Below are 26291 nucleotides of genomic sequence, written 5' to 3'. Positions count from 1 at the left end.
CAAAAGGGCGCTGTGGCTGATGTCACACCCGTCCCTTTATCCGCCGTCGCTTATGGCTGCCAATCGCCGTTATTCCGCCACCTGAACCCTCGCCCCCGACCGGGGGCGTCTCACCTTGCTAGCGCGCGCCGGGCGCCGCAGTAATAAAGGATTGCTGCTGAGCTTCGACTGACAAACGTTGTTGAAGTTCAGCCGCCTGCTGACGATTCTGGAACGGCCCCAGCTGGACGCGGTACAGCCCGCCGCTGCTGGCGACATCGCCGGCTACGTGAAAGCGCTCGCGCAGAGTGCGTAACCACTCCTGCGCCCGCTGCCGATCGCTCAGCGCGCCGACCTGAACCACGTAGCGCCCGTCCGCCGTTGGGGCGGCGCTGGCCGCCGCGGGAGATGCCGCGCCGGCCGCCGGCGCGGTTTCGATCACCCCGGCCGGCAGCGCGGAAGGCGCGCCGAGGAAACCGCCGCCCGATGAGGCGCCGCCCTGCGGTGCGGCGTTATCGGCCGGCGTGCTGGCCGAATTATTGCCGATGGCGGGCTGCGCAGTCGGCGTGTCGGCGCCTGCCGCCGTTGGCGTGTCGAGCGCGCCGGCGCCGAGGCTGGGGCGATCGGGCAGGGCGAAACTCTGTTTGGCGACGCTGGTGCCGATGGTGCCGGGGCCGGAAAGGGTGCCGTCCGGCGCGACGTTGATGAAGTCGACCTTGACCCTGGTATTGTTGGAGATGTTTAACCTGTCGCCGGCGGCTTTGGACAGATCGATGATCCTGCCCGGCGTGTAGGGGCCGCGGTCGTTCACTCTGACCACCAGACGGCGGCCGTTGCTGAGGTTGGTGACGCGAACGTAGCTGGGCAGCGGCAGCGTCGGGTGCGCGGCGGTCAAGCCATTGGGATCGAAGACTTCGCCAATGGCGGTCTGGTTGCCGCTGGCCTCCTCGCCGTACCAGGTCGCCAGGCCGGTTTCACTGAAGTTTTGCGGGTTTTTTATCACCCTGTAGGTCTTGCCCTTGACGGTGTAGTCTTGCAGCGTGCCCTGATTATAGGGTTCATAGCGCGGCTCGACCCCGCCAATCTCATCGACCGGGCCGCTATATACGCTCTCCGCGGGCGGCGCAGGCTGCTGTTCCGTGACGGTACAGGCTGAAAGCGCCAGGCTAACGGCGCCGATCCAAAGCCAATCCTTACGCATTGCTCACCTCGGTTTATAAGTTTTTGGATAGCATCTTGCGGTGAGTATGTATCGACATAACGATACCGAATCCCGCCATCAGGACGATAAGGGCCGAGCCGCCGTAGCTGACCAGCGGCAGCGGCACGCCGACGACCGGCAGGATACCGCTGACCATCCCGATATTAACGAAAACGTAGACGAACAGAATCAGCATCAGCCCGCCGACCATCACCCGCCCGAATGACGTCTGCGCGTTGGCGGCGATGACCAGGCCGCGCATAATCAAAAACAGATACATCGCCAGCAGCACCAGCACGCCGATTAATCCCAGCTCTTCCGCCAGCACCGCGAAGATAAAGTCGGTATGACGCTCCGGTAGAAACTCTAGCTGAGATTGCGTGCCGTGCAACCAGCCTTTGCCGGAAAGGCCGCCGGAACCGATGGCGATTTTCGACTGAATAATATGATAGCCCGCCCCCAGCGGATCGCTCTCCGGATCGAGCAGCATCATCACCCGCGCCTGCTGATAGTCGTGCATCAGAAAGAACCACAGAATGGGGATAAAGGCGGCCAGCAACAGTACCGCGATGCCGATCAGCCGCCAACTCATTCCGGCGAGGAACAGCACAAACAGCCCGGAGGCGGCGATAAGGATGGAGGTGCCCAGGTCCGGCTGCGCCGCGACCAGCAGCGTCGGGGTAAAAATAATCACCAGCGCGATGGCGGTATTTTTGAGCGAGGGCGGACACATATCACGGTTGATAAAACGGGCCACCATCAGCGGAACGGCGATTTTGGCGATTTCGGAGGGCTGGAAGCGCACAAATCCCAGGTCCAGCCAGCGCTGGGCGCCTTTACTGATCTGGCCGAAAATATCCACCAGCATCAACAGGATAACGCAGACGATGTACAGGTAAGGCGCCCAGCCCTCGTAAACCCGCGGCGGGATTTGCGCCATAATCACCATGACGATCAGCCCCAGCACGATCTGCACGATTTTGCGCTCCATCATGGCGATATCCTGCCCGCTGGCGCTCCACATCACCAATAGGCTATAGCCCAGCAAGGCCAGGATGCAGAGAAGGAAAGGAAAGTCGATATGGATCTTGGTCCAGATCGAGCCTTTTTGTTGGCTATCCGTCATGAATGTCTGTCACTCGCTTTCGATGCCGGGGGGCGCCGGAGGCGCGCTCGGTAATTCTGTATTGTTATCGCCCAACATGATGTGGTCAAGGATCTGCCGGGTGATGGTGCCGACCGTCGGGCCTGCGCCGCCGTTTTCCAGGATGATCGACATCGCCACCTTGGGACTGCCGTAGGGCGCGAAAGCCACCATCAGCTTATGGTCGCGCAGGTGTTCGGCGATCTTGTGGGCGTTGTAGGTTTCATTCTCTTTCAGACCGTACACCTGCGCGGTGCCGGATTTGGCCGCAATCTTGTAAGGCGCATCGTCAAAGCTTTTATGGGCGGTGCCGTTCGGGCGGTTGGCCACGCCGTACATGCCGTCTTTGGCGATTTCCCAGAAGCCGGAATGAATATCGCCGATTTGCTGATGCTCCGTTTGACGGTACGGAATAATGGTCCCGTTCTCTCTGGTGCTATGGAGCAGATGGGGCGTCTTTACCTGCCCGTCGTTAATCAGGGTGACCAGCGACTTGTTCATCTGAATCGGCGTTGCCGTCCAATAGCCTTGCCCGATGCCGACCGGAATGGTGTCGCCCTGATACCAGGGTTTCTTGAAGCGCTTGAGTTTCCATTCGCGCGTCGGCATATTGCCGGCGCTCTCTTCGGAGATATCGATGCCGCTCTTCTCGCCGTAACCGAATTTGCTCATCCATTCGGATAAACGATCGATACCCATGTCGTAGGCGACCTGATAGAAAAAGGTATCCGCCGACTCTTCCAGCGCCTTGGTCAGATTAAGACGGCCGTGGCCCCATTTTTTCCAGTCGCGAAAACGCTTCTCCGAGCCCGGCAATTGCCACCACCCCGGATCGAACAGGGTGGTGTTGGTGGTGATGACGCCGGCGGTGAGGGCCGACACGGCGATATAGGGTTTGACCGTCGAGGCCGGAGGATAAATCCCCTGGGTCGCCCGATTGATCAGCGGGCGGTTGGCGTCATTGCGCAGCCGGTTATACTCTTTGCTGGAGATGCCGTCGACGAACAGGTTGGGGTCGTAGCTGGGGGTGGAGACCAGCGCCAGAATGCCGCCGTCGCGCGGGGCGGTGACGATCACCGCCGCGCGGCTGCCTTCCAGCAGTTTTTCGATATAAATCTGCAGGTTCAGGTCGAGCGTCAGATAAATATCTCTTCCCGCCTGCGGCGGCTGCTCATGGAGCTGGCGAATCACCCGCCCGCGGTTATTGACCTCGACTTCTTCATAGCCGGGTTTGCCGTGCAGCAAATCCTCATAATGGCGTTCGATCCCCAGTTTGCCGATATCATGGGTGGCGGCGTAATCGGCGATTTTCTCTTCTTTGTTCAGCCGTTCGATATCTTTATCGTTAATTTTCGACACATAGCCGATAACGTGGGTCAGCGCGGAGCCGTAAGGGTAATAGCGCCGCTGATAGCCTTTGACCTCCACGCCGGGGAAACGGTATTGGTTAACGGCGAAGCGGGCGACCTGGGTATCGTCCAGACCGGTTTTGACCGGAATAGAAGTAAAGCGGCGCGAGCGCTTGCGCTCTTTTTCAAAGCTTTCCAGATCGTCATCGGTCAGATCGATAATGGGTTTCAGCGCCGTCAGCGTTTCCTGCAGGTTATCCACTTTTTCCGGCACCAGTTCCAGCTGATAGATCGTCCGGTTCAGCGCCAGCGGGATACCGTTGCGGTCGTAGATAATGCCGCGGCTGGGGGCGATGGGCACCAGTTTGATACGGTTTTCATTGGAACGGGTGCGATAGTCATCGTAGCGTAAAATTTGCAGATGATAGAGATTGCCGATCAACACGCCGGAAAGCAGCAAAATGCCCAAAAACGCCACTAAGGCGCGACGCACGAACAGGGCGGACTCGGCCGTATAATCACGGAAGGGTTTGCGTTCTATTTTCATCCAGCGATTTATTTCACGTGTTTCATCGTATCGGCTTACTCCCGATGGTAAGGATGATTAGTGGTAATGCTCCAGGCGCGGTACAGGCTTTCCGCCACCAGCACGCGCACCAGCGGATGAGGCAGCGTCAAAGGCGAGAGCGACCAGCTCTGTTCCGCCGCGGCTTTGCACTCCGGCGCCAGGCCTTCCGGGCCGCCGATCAGCAGGCTGACGTCGCGTCCGTCCTGTTTCCAGCGTTCCAGCTGCTGCGCCAGCTGCGGCGTTTCCCACCGCGTGCCGGGAATATCCAGCGTAACGATCCGGTTGCCTTTTCCCACGGCCGCCAGCATCTGTTCGCCTTCACGTTCAAGAATGCGTTTGATATCCGCGTTCTTGCCCCGCTTGCCGGCGGGGATTTCCGTCAGCTCGAATGGCATATCCTTGGGAAAGCGGCGCAGATAATCGGTGAAGCCCGTCTGCACCCAGTCAGGCATTTTGGTGCCTACGGCGACCAGTTGCAGTCTCATGCTAGCCCCAAAGCTTTTCCAGTTCGTATAGCTGGCGGCTCTCTTCCTGCATTACATGGACCATCACCTCGCCCAGATCGACCACCACCCAGTCGGCGACGTTTTCGCCTTCCACGCCGAATGGAATCAGTCCGGCGGCGCGCGACGCCTGTACCACATGGTCGGCGATAGAGGCGACGTGGCGGGTGGAGGTGCCGGTACAGATAATCATATAGTCGGTGATGCTGGATTTACCCTGCACGTTCAGCGCAACGATATCCTGACCTTTTAAATCGTCTATCTTGTCAATAACGAAATCTTGGAGTATTTGGCCTTGCAAAGGTTCCCCCCTCGGTAGTTTCCATCAGCGGTTGATGGGCGCTAATTGCGCTAAACGCTAAAGATGTAGAAAGGCCGTTTTTCGCCGCCTAATTGCAGATATTAACGGTTTTTCCGGTAATTGAAACCAGCGGCGGAGTATATCACGCGCTTGTGATGAGTGGTATAAAGCTGTGGCTAGCGGTATAGCCCGCGCTCGTCGATATAGCGCAGCACCGCCGCGGGCAGCAAATCATCGCAGTCGAGGCCCTGTTGCCGCCGTTGGCGTATATCCGTTGCTGAAATGGTCACCTGCGGGGTATCGGCTAAGAAGATCAGCCCCTGGGGCCGTTGATGCAGGGCGCGGGCGTCCCGCGTCAGGTGGGCGTCCAGCCACTTTTGTAACGCCGGGGTGGAAAGGGCGGAGCCGTAGCCCGGACGGGCGCAAACCAGCAGGTGACAGACGCCGAGAATATCTTGCCAGCGGTGCCATTGGTGCAGCGTCTGCAGCGAATCCTGGCCGATAATAAACGCCAGCGGCGCGGCGCCGCCCTTTTCGGCGCGCAGCGCTTCCAGCGTATCGATGGTATACGACGGTTGCCGGCGCCGTAGCTCCCGGTCGTCCACGGTGAACAGGGGCTGGCCTTCAATCGCCAGTTGCGCCATCCGCAGCCGCTGTTGCGGGCTGGCTTCGGGCTGCGGCCGATGGGGCGGAACATTGTTCGGCAGTAAAACGATGCGCTTTAATCCGACGATTTTCGCCAGCGCGCTAACGGGCCGCAGGTGCCCGTAATGGATGGGATCAAAGGTCCCGCCGAAAAACGCGGTCAGCGACGCGGGGCCGGCGGGGGGGATGGCATCGGTCGGCGTGGTCGAACTACTCAACATCTAACAGGCTCTCTGGCAGGTTTTTACCGCACAATATCATGGCGAGCGTCTCCAGCTCCGACCAGACTGACTGACCATAGTTCTGTTTCAGGGTAATTTCCAGCTTCGCCAGCAGGCTGATGGCCTGGTGCAACTGCGTCATGGTTAACCGTTGCAGCGCCTGGGTTAACAGGTCGCGGCGGTTTTGCCAGACTTTATGCTGATCGAAGAGCGTACGCAACGGCGCGTTGGCCATTTTCCGCTTCAGCGTCAGCAGCAACAGCAGTTCGCGCTGTAGGGTGCGCAGTAGAATAATGGGTTCGCAATCTTCCTGCCTGAGCTGGTGCAGAATATGCCAGGCGCGTTTGCTTTTGCCCGCCAGTAAGGCGTCCAGCCAGTGAAACGGGGTAAAGTGCGCGGCGTCGCTGACCGCCTGCTCAACCCGGGGCAGGGTGAGCTTGCCGTCGGGGTAAAGCAGCGCCAGCCGTTCCAGCGCCTGGGTTAAGGCCAGCAGGTTGCCCTCATAGCAGTAGCAGATAAGCTGGCCCGCCGGTTCGTCCAGCGTCAGTTTCATCGCTTTGGCGCGGTTGGCCACCCAGCGCGGCAGCTGCGCCTGCTCCGGGGTCAGGCAGTTCACATAGGCGCCGTCCTGCGGCAGCGCCTTGAACCAGGCGCTGTTTTCCTGCGCCTTGCTCAGCTTGTTGCCGCGCAGCATCAGTAAAATATCGGGATGCAGTAAACCGGAAAGCTTGACCAGATTTTCTGCCATCGCCGCATTCGGGCCGTTTTCAGGCAGTATCAGCAATAGGGTCTGGCGGGTGGCGAACAGGCTAAGCGCCTGACAGGTGCCGAAGATCGCATCCCAGTCGGTGTGAACATCCAGCGTGAAGCTGAAGTGTTCGCTGAATGACTGCTGCTGAGCCGCATGGCGAACAGCGTCCAGGCTTTCCTGCAGCAGCAGGGGGTCGTTACCGCAGATCAGATAACAGGCGCGCAGCCCCTCATGGAGCTGCGCGGCGAGCTGTTCCGGGTAAAGCCGTATCATGGACGCGCGGACGGCGGAGTAACGACGGCCGCGGCGCTCTGCTGCCGCTCGGCGGCCTCTTTGCCGTTGACGGTAAGCAGTTTACGCACCAGTTGCTGCGCCGCCTGCTCGCGCATTTCCTGGCGGATAATATCCTGCTCGGCGTCTTTCGCCAGCGCGGTTAACGGGTTATCGAAGAAGGTGCGGAATACCGTCACGCTGAGCGGATAGATATCATCATCCGGCATCAGCACCTGCGCCCTGAGCGTCAATACCATTTGGTATTCGGCGGTTTTCCCGTCCTGGAAAATCGAGACGGTATCTTTCGTTTCCGATGTGTTCAGCAGCCGCAATGACGGAATATCCTGCCGGGCGGCGTCATCAACGATTTCCACGTCGCTGAGACGCAGCTGCTCGCGCACCGCGCGGGTTAGCGGGCCGTAAGGGTCGCTGCTGTCCAGCACCAGCTTCTGTAGCTGCTCAGGCACCTGTGTGGTGCCGCGCAGATGATAACCGCAGCCGGCGGTGAGTAACACCGCCAGCCCCAGCAACAACGTGAATAGACGATGTCGCACAGATCCTCCTTGCCTTAACCCACAACCAGGTTAAGCAGTTTGCCAGGGACATAAATCACTTTACGCACAGTGACGCCGTCCAGGTATTTCGCCACCAGAGGTTCCTGGGCGGCGCGCTCGCGCACTTGATCCTGATCGGCATCGGCGGCGACGGTGATTTTACCGCGTACCTTGCCGTTAACCTGAATCACCACCAGTTTGGAGTCTTCCACCATGGCGCTTTCATCGGCGACCGGCCACGGCGCGGTATCGATATCGCCTTCGCCCTGCAATGCCTGCCACAGTATAAAGCAAACGTGCGGGGTGAACGGATAAAGCATACGCACCACCGCCAGCAGGGTTTCCTGCGTCAGGGCGCGATCCTGCGCGCTTTCCTGCGGCGCCTTGGCCAGTTTGTTCATCAGCTCCATGATGGCGGCGATGGCGGTGTTAAAGGTCTGGCGACGGCCGATATCATCGGTCACCTTGGCGATGGTTTTATGCAGATCGCGACGCAGCGCTTTCTGATCTTCCGTCAGGGACGCCACGTCCAGCGCCGCAACCGGGCCTTTCGCCGTATGGTCGAAGGCCTGTTTCCAGACGCGCTTCAGGAAGCGGTTCGCCCCCTCAACCCCGGACTCCTGCCATTCCAGCGTCATTTCCGCCGGGGAGGCGAACATCATAAACAGCCGGACGGTATCCGCGCCATATTTTTCAACCATCACCTGCGGGTCGATGCCGTTGTTCTTGGACTTCGACATTTTACTCATGCCCGCATAGACAACCTCGCGGCCTGCGTTGTCGATAGCCTTGACGATGCGGCCTTTCTCATCGCGCTCGACGGTGACGTCCGCCGGGGAAACCCAGATGCGCTCGCCGTTATCGCCGAGGTAATAGAAGGCGTCCGCCAGCACCATGCCCTGGCACAGCAGGCGTTTGGCAGGCTCGTCGGAGTTGACCAGGCCGGCGTCGCGCAGCAGCTTGTGGAAGAAGCGGAAGTACATCAGGTGCATGATGGCGTGTTCGATGCCGCCGACATACTGATCCACCGGCAGCCAGTAGTTGGCGGCGGCGGGGTCCAGCATGCCCTTGTCGTACTGCGGGCAGGTGTAGCGCGCGTAGTACCAGGACGACTCCATAAAGGTGTCGAAGGTATCGGTTTCACGCAGCGCCGGCCGGCCGTTCACCGTGGTTTTCGCCCACTCGGGGTTGGCCTTCAGCGGGCTGGTGATGCCGTCCATCACCACGTCTTCCGGCAGCACCACCGGCAGCTGATCTTCCGGCGTCGGAATAACGGTGCCGTCTTCCAGCGTAATCATGGGAATGGGCGCGCCCCAGTAGCGCTGACGGGAAACGCCCCAGTCGCGCAGGCGGTAGTTGACCTTACGCTCGCCGATGCCCAGCGCCACCAGCTTGTCGGCAATGGCGTTGAAGGCGGTTTCAAAATCCATGCCGTCGAACTCGCCGGAGTTGAACAGACGGCCTTTTTCGGTCATCGCCTGCGCCGACAGGTCGGGTTCGCTGCCGTCGCCGTTGAGGATCACCGGTTTGATGGTCAGGCCGTACTTGCTGGCGAACTCCCAGTCGCGCTGATCGTGTCCCGGTACCGCCATCACGGCGCCGGTGCCGTAATCCATCAGCACGAAATTCGCCGCCCAGATCGCCACCTTTTCGCCGTTCAGCGGATGAATGGCATATAGGCCGGTGGCCATGCCCTTCTTCTCCATGGTGGCCATATCGGCTTCGGCCACTTTGGTATTGCGGCATTCTTCGATAAAGTCGGCCAGCGCCGGGTTATTGGCGGCGGCCTGCTGCGCCAGCGGGTGGCCGGCGGCGACGGCGACGTAGGTCACGCCCATAAAGGTATCGGGGCGGGTGGTATAGACGCTCAGTTTCTCCTGGCTGTCGGCCAGGTCAAAGGTGATTTCAACCCCTTCGGAACGGCCAATCCAGTTGCGCTGCATGGTTTTGACCTGTTCGGGCCAGCTTTCCAGCGTATCCAGATCGTTGAGCAGTTGATCGGCATAGGCGGTGATTTTGATAAACCACTGCGGAATTTCCTTGCGCTCGACTTTGCTGTCGCAGCGCCAGCAGCAGCCGTCGATAACCTGTTCGTTGGCCAGCACGGTCTGATCGTTCGGACACCAGTTCACCGCGGAGGTTTTTTTGTAAACCAGGCCATTTTCATACAGTTTGGTGAAGAACCACTGTTCCCAGCGATAGTAGTCGGGTTTACAGGTGGCGACTTCGCGATCCCAGTCATAGCCGAAGCCCAGCAGCTTCAACTGGTTTTTCATATATTCGATATTGGCGTAAGTCCAGGGGGCGGGGGCGGTGTTGTTTTTAACCGCCGCGCCTTCGGCGGGCAGACCGAACGCATCCCAGCCGATCGGTTGCAGCACGTTTTTCCCCAGCATGCGCTGATAGCGGGAGATCACGTCGCCGATGGTGTAATTACGCACGTGTCCCATATGTAGACGGCCAGAAGGGTAGGGCAGCATGGAAAGGCAGTAATACTTTTCCTTGCCAGGTTCTTCGGTCACTTTGAATGTCTGCTTTTCTTGCCAGTGAAGCTGGACGTGCGCTTCTATCTCTTCTGGGCGGTATTGCTCTTGCATGGCTGCCAGGGGTCCTATTAAGTCAAAGAAGAGCGACGCCGGTAGCGTGCTCCGATTCATAACAAAAGATCCGCATAGCATAGCTGATAAGCGAGTAAGGCAACAACACCCTGTTCCCGACGGAGGAATATTTCTGATCCCTGGGGCGCAAACGGATGAAAATTACTCAAATATGGCGTCCATCCCGGTAGCGGGGGAAAAATGGTCTAAAATAGAGGGAGATATAACCAATGGATTGTAAGGCGCGGGAAAGCTGTCCGAGCCGTCGGATGCAGTCAGACACCGAAAAAGCAGTGCGCATCGCATTTCAACCGGCATAGGCAGGAGGAAGCATGAGTAAAGTAGCCCGCTACTACCGCGAGTTAATGGCTTTGGTGACGGCCCGGCTGAACAATGGCGAACGGGATATTGACGCTCTGGTGCAGAGGGCGCGGCAGACGTTGCAGGAAAGCTCGGAGCTGACGCAAAAAGAGATCGAGCAGGTGATTCAGGCCGTACGGCGCGACCTGGAGGAGTTCGCCCGCAGCTACGGCGAGAGCAAGGATGAATTTACCGATGGCGTCTTTATGCGGGTTATCAAGGAGAGCCTGTGGCAGGAACTGGCGGATATCACCGATAAAACCCAGCTGGAGTGGCGGGAAATCTTTAAGGACGTCAGCCGTCACGGGGTTTATCACAGCGGCGAGGTGGTGGGATTAGGCGATCTGGTGTGCGAAAACTGCCATCACCATATCGCCTTTTATACGCCGGAAATTTTGCCGCTTTGCCCCAAATGCTCGCACGACCAGTTCCACCGCCAGCCGTTCCAGCCATAGGGGGTTGATGAAACAAGCGTGCCCGCAGGCACGCTTGCCGTACATCAGTGCAGGATCTTGGCCAGAAAGTCTTTGGCGCGATCGGACTGCGGATTATTGAAGAAATCGTCTTTCGGGGTATCTTCAATAATTTTCCCTTCATCCATAAAAATGACCCGGTGCGCCACCTTGCGGGCAAAGCCCATTTCATGGGTCACCACCATCATGGTCATCCCTTCCTGCGCCAGCTCCACCATCACGTCCAGGACTTCGTTGATCATCTCCGGATCGAGCGCCGAGGTGGGTTCATCGAACAGCATGGCGATGGGGTCCATACAGAGCGCGCGGGCGATGGCGACGCGCTGCTGCTGGCCGCCGGAAAGCTGACCGGGGTATTTATTGGCCTGTACCGACAGACCGACGCGCTCCAGCAGCTTTTGCGCTTTTACCTTCGCTTCCTGACGATCCCGTTTCAGCACTTTTACCTGCGCCAGCGTCAGGTTTTCGATGATCGACAGATGCGGAAACAGTTCAAAATGCTGGAATACCATGCCGACTTTTGAACGCAGCTGGGCCAGATTGGTTTTTTTATCGTTAACGATAATGCCGTTGACTTCGATTTCGCCTTTCTGGATCGGTTCCAGGCCGTTAACGGTTTTAATTAAGGTCGATTTACCGGAGCCTGAAGGGCCGCAAACCACGACTACTTCACCTTTTTTCACTTCCGTGGAGCAGTCGGTTAGCACCTGAAATTGGCCATACCATTTAGAAACATTTTTCAGGAAAATCATCAAACCGTCCTTTTTTTCAGGTAACTGACCAGCATTGATGCGCTAATGCTGATGATAAAATAGATAAATCCGGCAAACAGGATCATTTCAACCTGGGTTCCGTCGCGTTCTCCGATGGAGGAGGCGGTGCGGAAGAAATCAGCCAGACTGAGTACATAAACCAGCGACGTATCCTGAAACAGGACGATACCCTGCGTCAGCAGCAGGGGAACCATGGCGCGGAACGCCTGCGGCAGGACCACCAGTTTCATCGACTGCCAGTTCGTCATGCCCAGCGCCAATGCGGCCGATGCCTGCCCGCGTGCCACGCTGAGTATGCCGGCGCGGATAATTTCAGAATAATAGGCCGCCTCGAACAGGGAGAAGGCTACCATAGCCGAAATCAGGCGAATATCGGTTTTCGGCGAAAGGCCGAGCACATTTTGCAATAAGCTGGGCACCACCAGATAGAACCACAGCAGCACCATCACCAAGGGCACGGAGCGGAATACGTTCACGTACAGCTTGGCGAACCAACTGATGGGTTTTATCGGGGAGAGGCGCATAACCGCCAGAATCGTTCCCCAGATAATACCGACAATCACCGCGGTAATGGTGATTTTAAGCGTTACCGCCATGCCCTGCAGCAGGTAGGGCAGACTCGGCCCGATTGAACTCCAGTCAAATTCATACATGGCTTATTTGCTCCCCATATTGCCCGGCAAACGGGTTTTCTGCTCTACCACCTGCATGATCAGCATAATGATGGCGTTAATACCGACATAGGCCAGCGTGATCGCGGTGAAAGACTCATAGGCATGAGCGGAGTAATCCAGCAGTTTGCCGGCCTGCGCCGCCATATCCACCAGCCCGATGGTAGAGGCGATGGCGGAGTTTTTGACCAGGTTAAGCATTTCCGAGGTTAACGGCGGAACGATAACGCGATAGGCGTTGGGCAATAACACGTAGCGATAGGTCTGCGGCAGCGTGAGTCCCATCGCCAGCCCCGCGGCCTGCTGGCCGCGCGGCAACGACTGGATGCCGGCCCGCACCTGTTCGCATACCCGGGCCGCGGTAAATAACCCCAGACATACCATTGAAGACACGAAGAACTGGATATTGGGATCGAGCTCGGCTTTAAACCACATACCGATATCGACCGGCAACAGTTCCGGCACCACCAGATACCAGGTAAAAAATTGCACGATCAGCGGTACGTTGCGGAATAATTCAACGTAGCAAGTACCAATTCCCGCCAGAAAGCGATTAGGGACGGTACGTAAAATACCAAACAGGGATCCAAGGAAAAATGCGATGAGCCAAGCGCATATGGATAATGCGATCGTCACTTGCAGGCCGGACAATATCCACCCGAGATAGGTGGTATTACCGAAAGGGGCCGCTTGCAGAAATATGCCCCAGTTCCAATCTATTGACATAACAAACTCCGGTAAAAAAAGGTAGCGAGGCTACCCTGAAGATTGATGAGCGGCAATGAACATGCGGTGGGGAACGACCACCGCATGCCTATCTGTCCTGCCGTTAATCAGCAATCATAGGGCAGGTATTTCTGCCCTTATACTCGTCATACTTCAAGTTGCAGATGCGTTGGCTGCGCTCAGTCACCCGAATCACTTACTTGAGTAAGCTCATCGGGATTCCTTCACTTGCCGCCTTCCTGCAACTCGAATTATTTAGAGTAACTTTTCATTATTAATTAGTTTAAAGCCTTATCATTCGGCGCCTTGAACAGGGCTTTCATTTCGTCGGAAAGCTCGAAGCTCAGATTGAGATCTCTTGGCGGGATCGGTTGTTTGAACCAGCGATCAAACCATTTTTCGGCTTCGCCGGAGGTCTGTACTTCAGCGATGGTGTCATCAACCAGTTTTTTGAATTGCGGATCGTCCTTACGCAGCATACAGCCGTAGGCTTCTTCCGATTGCGCGGTGCCGACGATATCCCACTGATCCGCATTTTTGGCTTTGGCGCGTTCGCCGGCCAGCAAGGCGTCATCCATCATAAAGGCCACCGCGCGGCCGCTTTCCAGCGTACGGAAAGAGTCGCCGTGGTCTTTGGCGCTGATGATGCGCAATTTCAGCTGTTTCTCTTCGTTCAGCTTATTGAGCAGAATCTCGGACGTGGTGCCGGAGGTCACCACCACGGTTTTACCCGCCAGATCCGGGAAATCTTTGATGCCGGAATCTTTTTTGGTCAACAAACGGGTGCCGACAACGAAAATCGTATTGGAGAAAGCGGCCTGTTTCTGGCGTTCAAGGTTGTTGGTCGTCGAGCCGCATTCCAGATCGAAGGTGCCGTTCTGCAAGAGCGGAATACGGTTTTGCGAGGTGATGGGCAACAATTTAACCTGCAGATTAGGCGCATCTATCTTCTGCTTGACGGCTTCGACGATTTTATCGGCGTAGGCCTGAGAATAGCCGACAACTTTTTGCTGGTTATCGTAGTAAGAAAAAGGAACGGATGACTCGCGATGGCCGATAACGATAACGCCATTATCTTTTACTTTTTTCAGCGTACCCGCCAATTCTTCGGCCTGAGCCGCCAGACTGGCTGTAGTACCAAGCAGAAGCAGTGATAGTGCCAGTTTACGCATTTGCATGTTCTAACTCCTTTGCTGTAGTGATGGCGCTGTAGTTGCAGATCTATAGCTGCGGATCTGTCATGGTCGATCTTGTTGTTGTCGATCTAGCGCAGTGCCGCTAAATCAGTGATGACGTTCCGCTCTGCGGTACAAAAATCATGCACCGCTAAAGAGCGAAGTAACGACGTATACTGTTAAAAAATAGCTCATTGTAAATGGATTGATGTAAAAATGTTTGTTTTTTGCGAGTTAATGCGCACCAAGGAGCAGCATAAAAATCGCGTCGCACTAATTTGGTGCGAGGCTTGCCCCAAATGTGAGCGCTTTCGCAGCAAAACCGCAAAAAAACATTGCGACAATCATTTACAAGATATTAAGAGGCAAAGATCGTGCCAATGAATGCCTCAAGGCATGGGTTAACATGCCTTTGGCGTGAAGTCTTGGAGAGGAGGGTTAACGGCGACGCAGGCTGAAGATAATGGCGCTAAAACCGCCCAGCAGGGTAATTACCCATAGCGGCCAGGAGCCGAAACGGGCGTAGGGAGTGAGCCCGGAAGCGGGAACGACCTGGGTATCCAGCACCGCGCGGGTAAACTGCGGCAGGCTGGCGCTGATGGCGCCGTCAGGGGAGATCACGGCGGTAACGCCGTTGTTGGTGCCGCGCACCAAAGGACGGCCCAACTCCAGCGCGCGCATCCGCGCCATCTGGAAGTGCTGCCACGGCCCGATGGAGTGGCCGAACCAGGCGTCGTTCGAAATGGTCAGCAGCATATCCGTGTCTTCACGGAAGTTATCCCGCATCTGCTGGCCCAGGATAATTTCGTAGCAGATGGCCGGGGTCAGCTTATGGCCGTCAACGTTCAACTGCGGCTGGATGTAATTGCCGCGGCTGAAAGAGGACATGGGTAAATCGAAAAGCGGCGCCAGCGGGCGCAGCAGCGCTTCCAGCGGAACAAATTCGCCAAACGGCACCAGGTGGTGCTTATTGTAACGGTTCGCGGTCGGATAGCGGTAAGGGGTTTTATCACCCAGCACGATAATGCTGTTGTAATCATCAAACAGGGAGCCATTGCGACGCGAGTCGACAATACCGGTAACCAGGCGGCTATTGTGGCTGCGCAGCAGCTCATCGAGCCGCGCAAGGTAAGGCTCCTGGCGTACCTCGATGTCCGGAATGGCCGATTCGGGCCAGATGATAATCGGCGCCTTATCCAGATAAGGCAGGCTGTTATCCAGATAGACTCTCAGCGTACTCAGCAGCTGTTCCGGGTTCCATTTCAGTTCCTGAGGAATATTGCCCTGCACCAGCGCGACATTTACCGCGCGTTCCGGCCGCAGGTCATACCATTGAATATTACGCAGCGACCATGGCAAGGCCAGCAGCGTCAGGGCGATAACCGCTGGTCCGATGCGGCGTTGATGCAGGGCGAAAACCAGCAGGCCGCTGATGCTCACCAGCAGGAAGGTAATGGCGTCGACGCCCAGAATTGGCGCGATTCCTTTCAGCGGGCCGCTAATCTGGCTGTAGCCGAACTGCAGCCACGGAAAACCGGTGAGCACCCAGCCGCGCAGAAATTCGGTCACCTGCCACAGCACGGGCGCGGCGATCGCCAGGCGCCACCAGGTGGTTTTGGGCCACAAACGCGCCAGCAGAACGGAAAGCAGCAACGGATAGAGCGCCAGATAGGCGGCCAGCAGCACCACCAGCGCGACGTTGACCGGCTCGGGCATGCCGCCGAACTGGGCAATGCTGACGTATACCCAGTTTACGCCGCTGCCGAACAGGCCGAATCCCCAGCCGAAGCCGATCCAGGCTGACTGGCGTACGGTTCGATTCAGCAGCAGGGCCTGCAATCCCATCAAGGCGAGCGGCGCCGCCGGCCAGATATCAAACGGAGAAAACGCCAATGTGCCGCAGGCGCCAAACAAGAGCGCCAGCAGGACGCGAACCTGCTGGCGTTGCAGTAAAGAGAGGACGGCCATTGTCAAATTAGTCTTCCAGTTGCGGTTGAGGCGCGTTGTCAGGGATCCGGACGTGTACCTGAATGATACGGCGGCTGTCGGCCATGGCAACTTTAAACAGGTAACCTTCTATTTCGATGGTTTCCCCGCGGGCGGGCAGGTGGCCGAAAGACTGCATGATTAAACCGCCGATGGTATCGACCTCTTCGTCGCTGAACTGCGTGCCGAACACTTCATTGAAGTCTTCAATGTCGGTGAGCGCGCGCACGGTATAGGTGTTGCGGTTGAGCTGGCGAATATCGCGGTCTTCCTCGTCGTCGTATTCGTCTTCAATCTCGCCGACGATCAATTCAAGAATGTCTTCAATGGTGACCAGACCGGAAACGCCGCCAAATTCGTCAATCACGATGGCCATGTGATAGCGCAGAGAGCGGAATTCGTTCAGCATCCGGTCGACGCGTTTGCTTTCCGGCACCACCACCGCGGAGCGCAGCACTTTATCCATGCTGAACGGCTCGGAATCGCTGCGCATAAACGGCAGCAGGTCCTTGGCCATCAGGATCCCTTCGATATGATCTTTATCTTCGCTGATGACGGGAAAGCGGGAATGGGCGGATTCGATAATGACATCCAGGCACTCTTCCAGCGTTTGATTCTGTTTCAGGGTAATCATCTGCGAACGCGGGATCATGATATCGCGCACGCGCTGCTCGGCGATATCCATCACGCCCTCGAGCATATCGCGGGTTTCCGGATCAATCAGGTCGTTCTGTTCCGAATCACGGATAAGCGTCAGCAGATCGTTGCGATCTTTTGGTTCACCGTGAAAAAGCTGATTGAGAATAAGGGAAAAGAAACCCTTCTTGGGACTGGGGCTATCGCTGTTTTGAGAATGGTCGTCGCTCATGGCGTTTTAGTGAATATCACTCATGTTAATGAATAATTATCAGCAGGTTGGGTGTAAACATGATGCAGCCTGACTGACGTGGAAATAAGCAATTGCGTAAAATCAAATTGGCTATTTAATCGGCAAGGCCGTCTTTTTCCGCAAGATAGGGATCGGCATACCCCATATTTTGCATAATCTCCGTTTCCAGCGCCTCCATCTCTTCGGCTTCGCTGTCTTCGATATGGTCATACCCTAGCAGATGCAGACTACCATGGACAACCATATGTGCCCAGTGCTCCTCCGGCGTCTTTTCCTGCTCGGCCGCTTCCTGTTCCACCACCTGACGGCAGATGATTAAATCGCCCAGCAGGGGAAGCTCCACTTCCGGCGGCGCTTCAAACGGGAAGGAGAGCACGTTGGTCGGCTTGTCTTTACCCCGGTAGGTGTGATTCAGGTGGCGGCTTTCCGCCTCGTCCACGATGCGGATGGTCACCTCTGAAACCGCCTGAAACTGGGGCAGCACCCCATCCAGCCAGCGCTGGAAATCTTTTTCATCAGGCAGGCCCAGGGTCTGCTCGCTGGCGATTTGTAAATCGAGAATGACCTGACTCATTTGCGTTCCTGCTCTGCGGCCGACTGCGCTTCCCGTTTGCGTTGTTCCGCCAGCGCGTCTTTGCGTTTCTGGTCTGCAATCTCCCAGGCTTCATAGGCATTGACGATTCGGGCCACTACCGGGTGGCGCACCACGTCTTCGCTGTTGAAGAAATTAAAGCTGATTTCCTCGACGTCGGCCAGTACTTCGATGGCGTGGCGCAGGCCCGATTTCTGGTTGCGCGGCAGGTCGATCTGCGTGACGTCGCCGGTGATCACCGCCTTGGAGTTAAAGCCGATGCGGGTCAGAAACATCTTCATTTGCTCAATGCTGGTATTCTGGCTTTCATCCAGAATGATAAACGCATCGTTCAGGGTACGGCCACGCATGTAAGCCAACGGCGCTACTTCGATCACATTACGTTCAATCAGCTTTTCGACTTTCTCGAACCCGAGCATCTCAAACAGGGCGTCATACAGCGGGCGCAGGTAGGGATCGACCTTCTGACTCAGATCGCCGGGCAGAAAGCCCAGTTTCTCGCCGGCTTCCACGGCGGGGCGCGTCAGCAGAATACGGCGGATTTCCTGACGTTCGAGGGCGTCGACGGCGGCGGCCACGGCCAGATAGGTTTTCCCCGTTCCCGCCGGGCCGACGCCGAAGGTGATGTCGTGATCCAGCACGTTGGCGATATATTGCGCCTGATTGGGGGTACGCGGTTTAATCACGCCGCGCTTGGTGCGGATGTTAATCGCTTTGCCGTAATCCGGAACGCTTTCGGCCGACTGTTCCAGCGCGCGCGATTCTTTAATGGCGAGGTGAATCTGCTCGGGCTCGACATCGCCGATGGCGCCGCGCACCGGAGCGGTATCGACGTACAGACGGTGCAGAATATCGGCGGCGGCCTCTACGCAGAGCGTTTTGCCGACCAGCTTGAATCTATTATCCTGCCGATTAATCTCAATGCCTAAACGGCGCTCCAACTGCTTAACGTTGTCGTCAAACGGGCCGCAGAGGCTTTGCAGGCGTTGGTTATCTGCGGGTTCAAGGGCAATCTCTCTTGTCGTTACGTTCAAATTATTCCTCTTGGTCTTTAGCGGCAGGCCGCGTGACGACCTGTATCAGATAGCGCAGTTTTCGCTGCGCCGCATGCATGAATTATTTATCGCTAATGGCAAATAGTGCAAGTAGCAATCTGCTGACAAAGTCCATGATACACCACGGTCTTCCTCCGCGGTCCCACTTCCGTCATTCCCGCGAAAGCGGGAATCTGCCGATGGCTGTTTGCGGTTTCAGGGGGAGATTCCCGCCTACTGCCGCGGGAATGACGGGGTTGGGAAGGTTTGTCAGCAACCTCAATGGGTGGCAACGCCACCCACAGTTTGGAGGTGCGACCCGCTTCGCAGATCAGGGCTGGTAGATCCCCACGCCGATTTCGTTCTCTTTACGGGTGCGGGCAATCACCGCGGAAGGGGATTCGTGCACGCGCAGATCCATCTGATCTTCGGTGCGCACCACAATACCGCGTAACGAGTTAGGGTAAACGTCGACGATTTCCACATCGACAAATTTACCGATCATGTCCGGCGTGCCTTCAAAGTTGACCACGCGGTTGTTCTCCGTGCGTCCTGACAGCTCCATCACGCTCTTGCGCGAGGTGCCTTCCACCAGAATGCGCTGGATGGTGCCCTGCATGCGGCGGCTGTATTGCATCGCCTGCTGACTGATGCGCTCCTGCAAAATGTACAGACGCTGCTTTTTCTCTTCTTCCGTGACGTCGTCCACCATGTCCGCCGCCGGGGTTCCCGGTCGAGCGGAGTATATAAAGCTGAAACTCATATCGAAATTGACATCGGCGATCAGCTTCATGGTCTGTTCAAAGTCCGCCTGCGTTTCGCCGGGGAAGCCGACGATAAAGTCGGAACTTACCTGAATATCCGGGCGCGCGTTGCGCAGCTTGCGAATGATCGCCTTATATTCAAGCGCGGTGTGGTTACGCTTCATCATGTTCAGCACGCGGTCGGAGCCGCTCTGTACCGGCAAATGCAGGAAGCTGACCAGTTCCGGCGTGTCTTCATAGACGCTGATGATGTCGTCGGTGAACTCAATCGGATAGCTGGTGGTGAAACGAATGCGGTCGATGCCGTCGATGGCCGCCACCAGGCGCAGCAGTTCGGCGAATGAGCAGATTTCACCATTGTAGGCGGCGCCGCGGTAGGCGTTGACGTTCTGCCCCAGCAGGTTTACTTCACGCACCCCTTGCGCGGCCAACTGGGCGATTTCAAACAGCACGTCATCGCACGGACGGCTGACTTCTTCGCCGCGGGTATAAGGCACGACGCAGTAGGTACAATATTTGTTGCACCCTTCCATAATGGAGACGAACGCCGTCGGGCCTTCCGCCTTCGGTTCCGGCAGCCGGTCGAACTTCTCTATTTCAGGGAAGCTGATATCCACTATCGGGCTACGGGTGCCCTGAACGTGGTTAATCATTTCCGGCAGGCGATGTAATGTTTGCGGGCCGAAAATGACATCGACATAGTGCGCGCGTTCCCGGATGTGCGCGCCTTCCTGCGAAGCCACGCAGCCGCCAACGCCGATAATCAGCTCTGGGTTGTTCTCTTTCAGCGCTCTCCAGCGGCCAAGTTGATGGAAGACCTTTTCCTGCGCTTTTTCACGGATGGAGCAGGTGTTCAGCAGCAGAACATCGGCCTCTTCCGCGATCTCGGTTAGTTCATAACCGTGCGTACTTCCCAGTAAGTCGGCTATCTTGGATGAGTCGTACTCATTCATCTGACAGCCCCAGGTTTTAATATGCAGTTTTTTTGTCATCGACTTGCCATTACTCAGTGCGGGTAAGAAAGCTTTCCCTTTATTGGGGGCGCGTATTGTAATCTTTTGCTGCCGTTGTGACCAGAGTCCGCAAACATTCGCCTTGGCGGGGCGGCCGGCTTTTATAAAAAGTCGGCCTGAAATCCAGTACACTGTTTTCTATTATATTGCTGATAAGAAGCATAGCCAGATAGGGATAAACCAGTATGCATTATGATGCGATCGTTGTCGGGGGCGGAATGGTGGGGGCTGCTGTTGCATTGGGATTGGCCCGCAATGGTTTTCAGGTGGCGGTGATCGAGCAGGAATTACCCGTCCCTTTTGACCCCGCCAGCCCGCCGGACTTACGCATTTCGGCGATCGGTCAGGGTTCCGTTGCCCTGCTGAAACAGCTTGGCGCCTGGCCGCGGGTACAACAGATGCGCAGCGCTCCTTATCGCCGTCTGGAAACCTGGGAATGGGATAATGCCCGCGTGGTGTTCGATGCGGCGGATATCCGGTTACCCGAGCTGGGTTTTATGGTGGAAAACCGGGTGTTGCAACTGGCGCTATGGTCCTCCCTGAATGAGGTTGAGCGCTGCCGTTGCTACTGCCCGAGCGGTCTGCAAGGCATGCAGCGCACGGACGCGGGATGGCGGCTGCGGCTTGATGACGGCCAGAGCCTGACGACGCCGCTGGTAATAGGCGCTGACGGCGCCAACTCCCGCATCCGCCAGTGGGCGGGGATTGGCGTCAGCGGCTGGCAGTATCGCCAGTCCTGCATGCTGATCGGCGTGGAGACCTCGCTCCCCCAGCAGGATGTTACCTGGCAGCAGTTTACGCCCGCCGGACCGCGCGCCTTTCTGCCGCTGTTCGACCACTGGGGATCGCTGGTGTGGTATGACAGCCCGCAGCGCATCCGTCAGCTTCAGGCCATGCCGCTCGCCCAGTTGGATAAGGAGATAGCGGCGACCTTCCCGCCGCGCCTGGGACGGGTGAAAGCGCTGGCCGCCGGCTCCTTTCCTTTGGTGCGGCGCCATGCGCAAACCTATGTGCAGCCGGGGCTGGCGCTGCTGGGCGACGCGGCGCATACCATCAATCCGCTGGCCGGGCAGGGGGTGAATCTGGGGTATCGGGACGTGGAAGCATTGCTGGAGGTATTAACCCATGCCCGCGATGCCGGCGAGGAGTGGTGCTCGGAGCCGGTATTACGCCGTTACCAGCGTCGCCGTATGCCGGATAATCTGCTGATGCAAAGCGGCATGGATTTGTTCTACAGCGCTTTCAGCAATTCGCTTGCGCCGCTCGGCGTGGCGCGCAATCTGGCATTGATGGCCGCGCAGCGCGCCGGCGGATTAAAACAGCGTGCGTTGAAGTATGCGATAGGTGTTTAAGCGGGAGATTATTGGCTTCGTACCGTCGGCAATCTTTATGATTGCCCGCCATAAAAAAAGCCCGCGTTAGCGGGCTCAGACTGTTGACAAAGTCCTGGCCTCCCGGTCAGGACTTTGATCTAATAAGGTCAGTGCAAAAAACGGACTGACCGCCATGCTCAGAGAACCCGCCCCACAGCAGTACCAGTTTGAAATGGTTACCCTCGAAGAACTGGTGCCTGAAGACCATCTGGTGCGCAAAATTGATGCCGCCATCGATTTCGAATTTATCCGCGACACCGTCGCCCACCTCTATTGCCCCAATAACGGACGTCCCGCCATCGACCCGGTGCGACTGATTAAAATGATGCTGCTCGGCTACCTCTTCGGTATCCCTTCCGAGCGCCGTCTGGTGAAAGAAATCCAGGTCAATAATGCCTACCGCTGGTTCCTGCGCATGGGCCTGACTGAAAAAGTGCCTGACGCCTCCACCCTCAGCCAGAACCGCATCCGCCGCTTCAACGACAGCGAGGTCTTCCAGCAGATTTTTGACCATATCGTCGAGCAGGCGCTGGCAAACGGCATGGCCAATGGCCGGGTGCTTTATACCGACAGCACACACCTCAAGGCGGACGCCAACCCGCGCAAGGCGGTGAATGAACTGCGCCCTGAAGGGGTGAGCGAGTATCTGGAACAGCTTAACGCCGCCGTGGAGGCCGACCGGAAGCAACACGAAAAAAAGCCGCTGCCCGCCGTAAAAAAGCAGCCAGAAAGCGAAGCCGCCGTTAAGAACACCAAGGCCAGCACCACCGACCCGGAAAGCGGCTTCATGCACCGGGACAACAAGCCGCAGGGCTTCTTCTATCTGGACCACCGCACGGTGGACGGGAAACACGGCATCATCATGGATACCCATGTGACGCCGGGCAACGTGCATGACAGCCAGCCGTATATAGGCCGACTTGAGCGGCAGATACAACGCTTCGGGCTGGAGCCGGTGGCGGCGGGGGTGGACGCGGGGTACTTTACGGCGGCGGTGTGTCATCTGACGCAGGAGATGGGCGTGGCGCTGGTGCCGGGTTACCGGCGACCGAACAAGGGAAAGAATGTCTATCAGAAAAAACACTTTACCTATGACCCGGAGCGGGATGTGTATATCTGTCCGGCGGAAAGGTTACTGACGTACGGTACGACAGACCGTAACGGCTACCGGCACTACCGTTCGGATGCCCGCGTCTGTGTCGGATGTCCGTTACGAGATAACTGTACGAAAAACAAAAAGGGAGAGAAAACCCTTACCCGACATGTCTGGGAAGAGGCAAAGGAGAAGGCGAATGCGCTGCGGCTGACGACATGGGGTAAAAAGATATACGCACGGCGCAAGGAAACGGTGGAGCGGAGCTTCGCGGATGCGAAACAACATCACGGTCATCGGTATGCGCGGTTCCGGGGGCTGATGAAAGTGCAGATGCAATGCCTGCTGGCGGCCACGGCGCAGAATATGAAGAAGATGGCGCTGCTGGCGCTGTTTTGTCTGGTGTTGCTGGCTGAATGCGGCCTGATAAGGCGCAATAAGAAGCGGATGATGACACTAAACGTGGTCATGGGCTGAAGGCAAAAAATATCGCGCTCGCGACCTACGGTCGCTTATAAAACAAGAACCCCACGGAAAATGTGGGGTTCGTCAGCAATCTGAGCCCGCGTTAGCGGGCTTCTTTATTTGGCTGGGGTACCAGGATTCGAACCTGGGAATGCCGGAATCAGAATCCGGTGCCTTACCGCTTGGCGATACCCCAAAAATGTGGTGGCTACGACGGGAATCGAACCTGTGACCCCAGCATTATGAGTGCTGTGCTCTAACCAGCTGAGCTACGTAGCCGAATTGTACTGCCGTTTTTGTTATGTTTCAACAAAAATCTTTAAACATCAATTAGATGGCTGGGGTACCTGGATTCGAACCAGGGAATGCTGGTATCAAAAACCAGTGCCTTACCGCTTGGCGATACCCCAACAGGGCAATTACTTTTCAGTAATGCTGCTTAAATATGGCTGGGGTACCAGGATTCGAACCTGGGAATGCTGGTATCAAAAACCAGTGCCTTACCGCTTGGCGATACCCCAAAACTAAATAAAACCATTATCAAGCTTCGAAAAGCTATTTCAAGCCGTGAAAGTAATGGTGCGGGAGGCGAGACTTGAACTCGCACACCTTGCGGCGCCAGAACCTAAATCTGGTGCGTCTACCAATTTCGCCACTCCCGCAAAAGATGGTGGCTACGACGGGAATCGAACCTGTGACCCCAGCATTATGAGTGCTGTGCTCTAACCAGCTGAGCTACGTAGCCATCTTTTCCGCGTCACCTTCATCGGCGTTGCGGGGCGCATTATGCGTAGTTGGCCTAATTGCGTCAACAAATTTTTTCCCGAAAAGGGCTTACCCTGCGCCGTTTGTTTGGGTTGTGAACAGTCTGGTGAGAAAAGCGTCAAAAAGCCGGCTTTACCACTAAATCAGATAGAAAAACGGGCCTGTGCGGCCCGTTGCAATAGCGAAAAATAAAACCGGCGATCAGTATGCGGACTGGTGTACGCCAACCGCGCGGCCTGAAGGATCGTCCATCTTTTTGAAGGATTCATCCCATTCAATGGCTTTAGCCGAAGAGCAGGCGACTGACGGGCCGCCAGGCACGCATTCCGCGGCGCTGGGAACCGGGAACAGCTCTTCGAAGATTTCACGGTACAGATAGCCTTCTTTGGAGGTCGGCGTGTTGTACGGGAAACGGAAGTGCGCGGTTTCCAACTGCTGGTCGCTAACCTGCTGCGCGGCAACTTCTTTCAGCGTATCAATCCAGCTATAGCCGACGCCGTCGGAGAATTGCTCTTTCTGACGCCATGCCACGCTGTGCGGCAGGTATGATTCGAAGCATTCGCGCAGAATGTGTTTTTCCATTTTGCCGTTGCCGCACATTTTATCGCGCGGGTTGATGCGCATCGCCACGTCCAGGAATTTTTTATCCAGGAACGGCACGCGCGCTTCCACGCCCCAGGCCGACATCGCCTTGTTGGCGCGCGCGCAGTCATACTGGTGCAGCGCCAGCAGTTTGCGCACGGTTTCCTCATGCAGCTCTTTGGCGTTCGGCGCCTTGTGGAAATAGAGATAGCCGCCAAACACTTCGTCGGAGCCTTCGCCGGACAGTACCATCTTGATGCCCATCGCCTTGATTTTACGGGACATCAGATACATCGGGGTAGAGGCGCGAATGGTCGTCACGTCATAGGTTTCAATGTGGTAAATCACATCGCGAATCGCATCCAGCCCTTCCTGCTCGGTGAAGTGGATTTCGTGGTGCACGGTGCCCAGATGTTCGGCGACTTCCTGAGCGGCTTTCAAGTCCGGCGCGCCTTTCAGGCCGACGGCGAAAGAGTGCAGTTGCGGCCACCAGGCTTCGCTGCGCTCGTCGTCTTCCACCCGGCGGGCGGCGTATTTTTTGGTGATGGCGGAGATCACCGAGGAGTCCAGGCCGCCGGAGAGCAGAACGCCGTAAGGCACATCCGACATCAGGTGGCTTTTTACCGACTCTTCCAGCGCGTCGCGCAGGGCAGCGGCGTCGGTTTCGTTGTCTTTTACGTTTTCGTAATCGAACCAGTCGCGATGATAGTATTCACGGATTTCTCCGTCCTTGCTCCACAGGTAGCTGCCGGCGGGGAATTCTTTAATCGTGCGGCACACCGGAACCAGCGCCTTCATTTCTGAAGCCACGTAGAAGTTGCCGAATTCGTCGTAGCCCATGTACAGCGGAATGATGCCCAGGTGGTCGCGGCCGATCAGGTAGGCGTCTTTTTCACTGTCGTAGAGCGCGAAGGCGAACATGCCTTGCAGATCGTCCAGGAATTCCGGGCCTTTTTCCTGGTACAGCGCCAGGATGACTTCACAGTCGGAGCCGGTCTGGAACGCGTAGCGGTCGCCATATTGCTGACGCAGCGCCTGGTGGTTATAAATTTCACCGTTAACGGCCAGGACGTGGGTGCGCGCGAGGTTGTACAACGGCTGGGCGCCGGTGTTCACATCAACGATGGATAGGCGCTCATGGGCCAGAATGGCTTTATCGCTGGCATAGACGCCGGACCAGTCCGGTCCGCGGTGACGCATCAGGCGTGATAATTCCAGCGCTTTTTTACGCATTTCAACAGGATCGGTCTTGAGATCAAGCACACCGAAGATAGAACACATGGATGACTCCTAATTATTTTAGATTAATCAGCTGCAATTTACGGATAGCAATGTCGCCGCCGTTTTTCCTGCATACTGATTACCAATGCCGTGTCAGTGACAATGATTTAGCATCAAAACGCTATAAGAATTCAATATCATCTAATAAAAAAAGCCATGCTGATGCTGTTTGAATAATTTATAGGGCGAT

Annotated in this window: 22 protein-coding genes and 6 tRNA genes; 3 read left to right on the top strand and 25 right to left on the bottom strand. The window is 56.8% G+C overall.

The window, feature by feature from the left end:
* Positions 1–118: 118 nt before the first annotated feature.
* From rlpA to leuS, 9 genes are all read right to left on the bottom strand, one after another.
* On the bottom strand, positions 119–1180 hold the full coding sequence (rlpA, locus tag MFP24_RS08965) for an endolytic peptidoglycan transglycosylase RlpA (RefSeq protein ID WP_249230129.1): 1062 nt from the start codon (positions 1178–1180) through the stop codon (positions 119–121).
* Positions 1181–1193: 13 nt separating this feature from the next.
* A complete protein-coding gene (gene mrdB / locus MFP24_RS08960; RefSeq protein WP_249230130.1) occupies positions 1194–2306 on the bottom strand; it encodes a peptidoglycan glycosyltransferase MrdB in 1113 nt (370 codons plus the stop codon).
* Between the two features lie 9 nt (positions 2307–2315).
* Positions 2316–4220, bottom strand: a complete 1905-nt coding sequence (gene mrdA, locus MFP24_RS08955; protein WP_249230131.1) for a peptidoglycan DD-transpeptidase MrdA — start codon at positions 4218–4220, stop codon at positions 2316–2318.
* Positions 4221–4255: 35 nt separating this feature from the next.
* Positions 4256–4726, bottom strand: coding sequence for a 23S rRNA (pseudouridine(1915)-N(3))-methyltransferase RlmH (rlmH, locus tag MFP24_RS08950; protein ID WP_249230132.1), 471 nt, complete (start codon positions 4724–4726; stop codon positions 4256–4258).
* A 1-nt stretch (position 4727) separates the two neighbouring features.
* Entirely contained in the window at positions 4728–5045 is a 318-nt protein-coding gene (rsfS, locus tag MFP24_RS08945; protein ID WP_249230133.1) for a ribosome silencing factor, read from the bottom strand.
* Between the two features lie 176 nt (positions 5046–5221).
* Positions 5222–5911, bottom strand: a complete 690-nt coding sequence (gene nadD, locus MFP24_RS08940) for a nicotinate-nucleotide adenylyltransferase (RefSeq protein WP_249230134.1) — start codon at positions 5909–5911, stop codon at positions 5222–5224.
* Entirely contained in the window at positions 5901–6935 is a 1035-nt protein-coding gene (gene holA / locus MFP24_RS08935) for a DNA polymerase III subunit delta (protein WP_249230135.1), read from the bottom strand. Before holA ends, nadD begins: the two co-directional genes overlap by 11 nt.
* A complete protein-coding gene (gene lptE / locus MFP24_RS08930) occupies positions 6932–7489 on the bottom strand; it encodes an LPS assembly lipoprotein LptE (RefSeq protein ID WP_249230136.1) in 558 nt (185 codons plus the stop codon). The genes holA and lptE overlap by 4 nt, the downstream gene beginning before the upstream one ends.
* Before the next feature lie 14 nt (positions 7490–7503).
* Positions 7504–10086 carry a leucine--tRNA ligase gene (gene leuS, locus MFP24_RS08925; RefSeq protein WP_249230137.1) on the bottom strand — a complete coding sequence of 861 codons (2583 nt, stop codon included), beginning with the start codon at positions 10084–10086 and terminating at the stop codon, positions 7504–7506.
* A gap of 332 nt (positions 10087–10418) precedes the next feature.
* Between leuS and MFP24_RS08920 the strand changes: the two genes are divergently transcribed.
* Positions 10419–10901 carry a zinc ribbon-containing protein gene (locus MFP24_RS08920; RefSeq protein ID WP_249230138.1) on the top strand — a complete coding sequence of 161 codons (483 nt, stop codon included), beginning with the start codon at positions 10419–10421 and terminating at the stop codon, positions 10899–10901.
* A gap of 44 nt (positions 10902–10945) precedes the next feature.
* Here MFP24_RS08920 and MFP24_RS08915 read toward each other — a convergent pair whose 3' ends face one another.
* The 9 genes from MFP24_RS08915 to miaB all read right to left on the bottom strand — a co-directional run bounded on the left by MFP24_RS08915 (position 10946) and on the right by miaB (position 20521).
* Positions 10946–11671: an amino acid ABC transporter ATP-binding protein gene (locus MFP24_RS08915; RefSeq protein WP_009113811.1), complete on the bottom strand. Its 726-nt coding sequence runs from the start codon at positions 11669–11671 to the stop codon at positions 10946–10948.
* Entirely contained in the window at positions 11671–12345 is a 675-nt protein-coding gene (gene gltK / locus MFP24_RS08910; protein ID WP_249230139.1) for a glutamate/aspartate ABC transporter permease GltK, read from the bottom strand. Before gltK ends, MFP24_RS08915 begins: the two co-directional genes overlap by 1 nt.
* 3 nt (positions 12346–12348) lie before the next feature.
* Positions 12349–13089: an amino acid ABC transporter permease gene (locus tag MFP24_RS08905; protein WP_009113809.1), complete on the bottom strand. Its 741-nt coding sequence runs from the start codon at positions 13087–13089 to the stop codon at positions 12349–12351.
* A gap of 278 nt (positions 13090–13367) precedes the next feature.
* A complete protein-coding gene (locus MFP24_RS08900; RefSeq protein ID WP_249230140.1) occupies positions 13368–14267 on the bottom strand; it encodes an amino acid ABC transporter substrate-binding protein in 900 nt (299 codons plus the stop codon).
* A 435-nt stretch (positions 14268–14702) separates the two neighbouring features.
* Positions 14703–16232, bottom strand: a complete 1530-nt coding sequence (gene lnt, locus MFP24_RS08895) for an apolipoprotein N-acyltransferase (RefSeq protein WP_249230153.1) — start codon at positions 16230–16232, stop codon at positions 14703–14705.
* Between the two features lie 7 nt (positions 16233–16239).
* Positions 16240–17118 carry a CNNM family magnesium/cobalt transport protein CorC gene (gene corC, locus MFP24_RS08890; protein WP_249230141.1) on the bottom strand — a complete coding sequence of 293 codons (879 nt, stop codon included), beginning with the start codon at positions 17116–17118 and terminating at the stop codon, positions 16240–16242.
* Between the two features lie 115 nt (positions 17119–17233).
* The gene (ybeY, locus tag MFP24_RS08885) at positions 17234–17713 is read right to left on the bottom strand and encodes an rRNA maturation RNase YbeY (RefSeq protein WP_249230142.1); all 480 of its coding nucleotides are present in this window, start codon (positions 17711–17713) and stop codon (positions 17234–17236) included.
* Complete coding sequence (locus MFP24_RS08880) at positions 17710–18765, bottom strand: PhoH family protein (RefSeq protein WP_249230143.1); 1056 nt, start codon at positions 18763–18765, stop codon at positions 17710–17712. Before MFP24_RS08880 ends, ybeY begins: the two co-directional genes overlap by 4 nt.
* A 331-nt stretch (positions 18766–19096) precedes the next feature.
* Positions 19097–20521, bottom strand: a complete 1425-nt coding sequence (gene miaB, locus MFP24_RS08875; protein ID WP_249230144.1) for a tRNA (N6-isopentenyl adenosine(37)-C2)-methylthiotransferase MiaB — start codon at positions 20519–20521, stop codon at positions 19097–19099.
* Between the two features lie 206 nt (positions 20522–20727).
* Between miaB and ubiF the strand changes: the two genes are divergently transcribed.
* Together ubiF and MFP24_RS08865 are read left to right on the top strand one after the other, a co-directional pair.
* Entirely contained in the window at positions 20728–21894 is a 1167-nt protein-coding gene (gene ubiF / locus MFP24_RS08870) for a 3-demethoxyubiquinol 3-hydroxylase (RefSeq protein WP_249230145.1), read from the top strand.
* 154 nt (positions 21895–22048) lie between these two features.
* Positions 22049–23526, top strand: a protein-coding gene (locus tag MFP24_RS08865) for an IS1182 family transposase (protein ID WP_407062003.1) whose coding sequence is annotated in 2 segments (ribosomal slippage) — positions 22049–23483 and positions 23483–23526 — 1479 coding nt in all. Because the reading frame shifts where the segments join, the coding sequence is not laid out codon by codon here.
* Between the two features lie 68 nt (positions 23527–23594).
* Here MFP24_RS08865 and MFP24_RS08860 read toward each other — a convergent pair.
* From MFP24_RS08860 to asnB, 7 genes are all read right to left on the bottom strand, one after another.
* A tRNA-Gln gene (locus MFP24_RS08860) sits at positions 23595–23669 on the bottom strand.
* 6 nt (positions 23670–23675) lie between these two features.
* Positions 23676–23752: transfer RNA gene (locus tag MFP24_RS08855), tRNA-Met, on the bottom strand.
* 56 nt (positions 23753–23808) lie between these two features.
* Positions 23809–23883 (bottom strand) — tRNA-Gln (locus MFP24_RS08850).
* Positions 23884–23919: 36 nt separating this feature from the next.
* A tRNA-Gln gene (locus MFP24_RS08845) sits at positions 23920–23994 on the bottom strand.
* 56 nt (positions 23995–24050) lie between these two features.
* A tRNA-Leu gene (locus tag MFP24_RS08840) sits at positions 24051–24135 on the bottom strand.
* Positions 24136–24141: 6 nt separating this feature from the next.
* Positions 24142–24218: transfer RNA gene (locus tag MFP24_RS08835), tRNA-Met, on the bottom strand.
* Between the two features lie 221 nt (positions 24219–24439).
* Positions 24440–26101, bottom strand: a complete 1662-nt coding sequence (gene asnB, locus MFP24_RS08830; RefSeq protein WP_249228797.1) for an asparagine synthase B — start codon at positions 26099–26101, stop codon at positions 24440–24442.
* Between the last annotated feature and the right edge of the window lie 190 nt (positions 26102–26291).

Source organism: Brenneria tiliae, assembly GCF_023347575.1.
In the GTDB taxonomy this organism is placed as follows: Bacteria; Pseudomonadota; Gammaproteobacteria; order Enterobacterales; family Enterobacteriaceae; genus Brenneria; species Brenneria corticis.
Note: the sequence above shows the minus strand (reverse complement) of the source record. Positions and strands in the feature narration are given on the sequence as shown.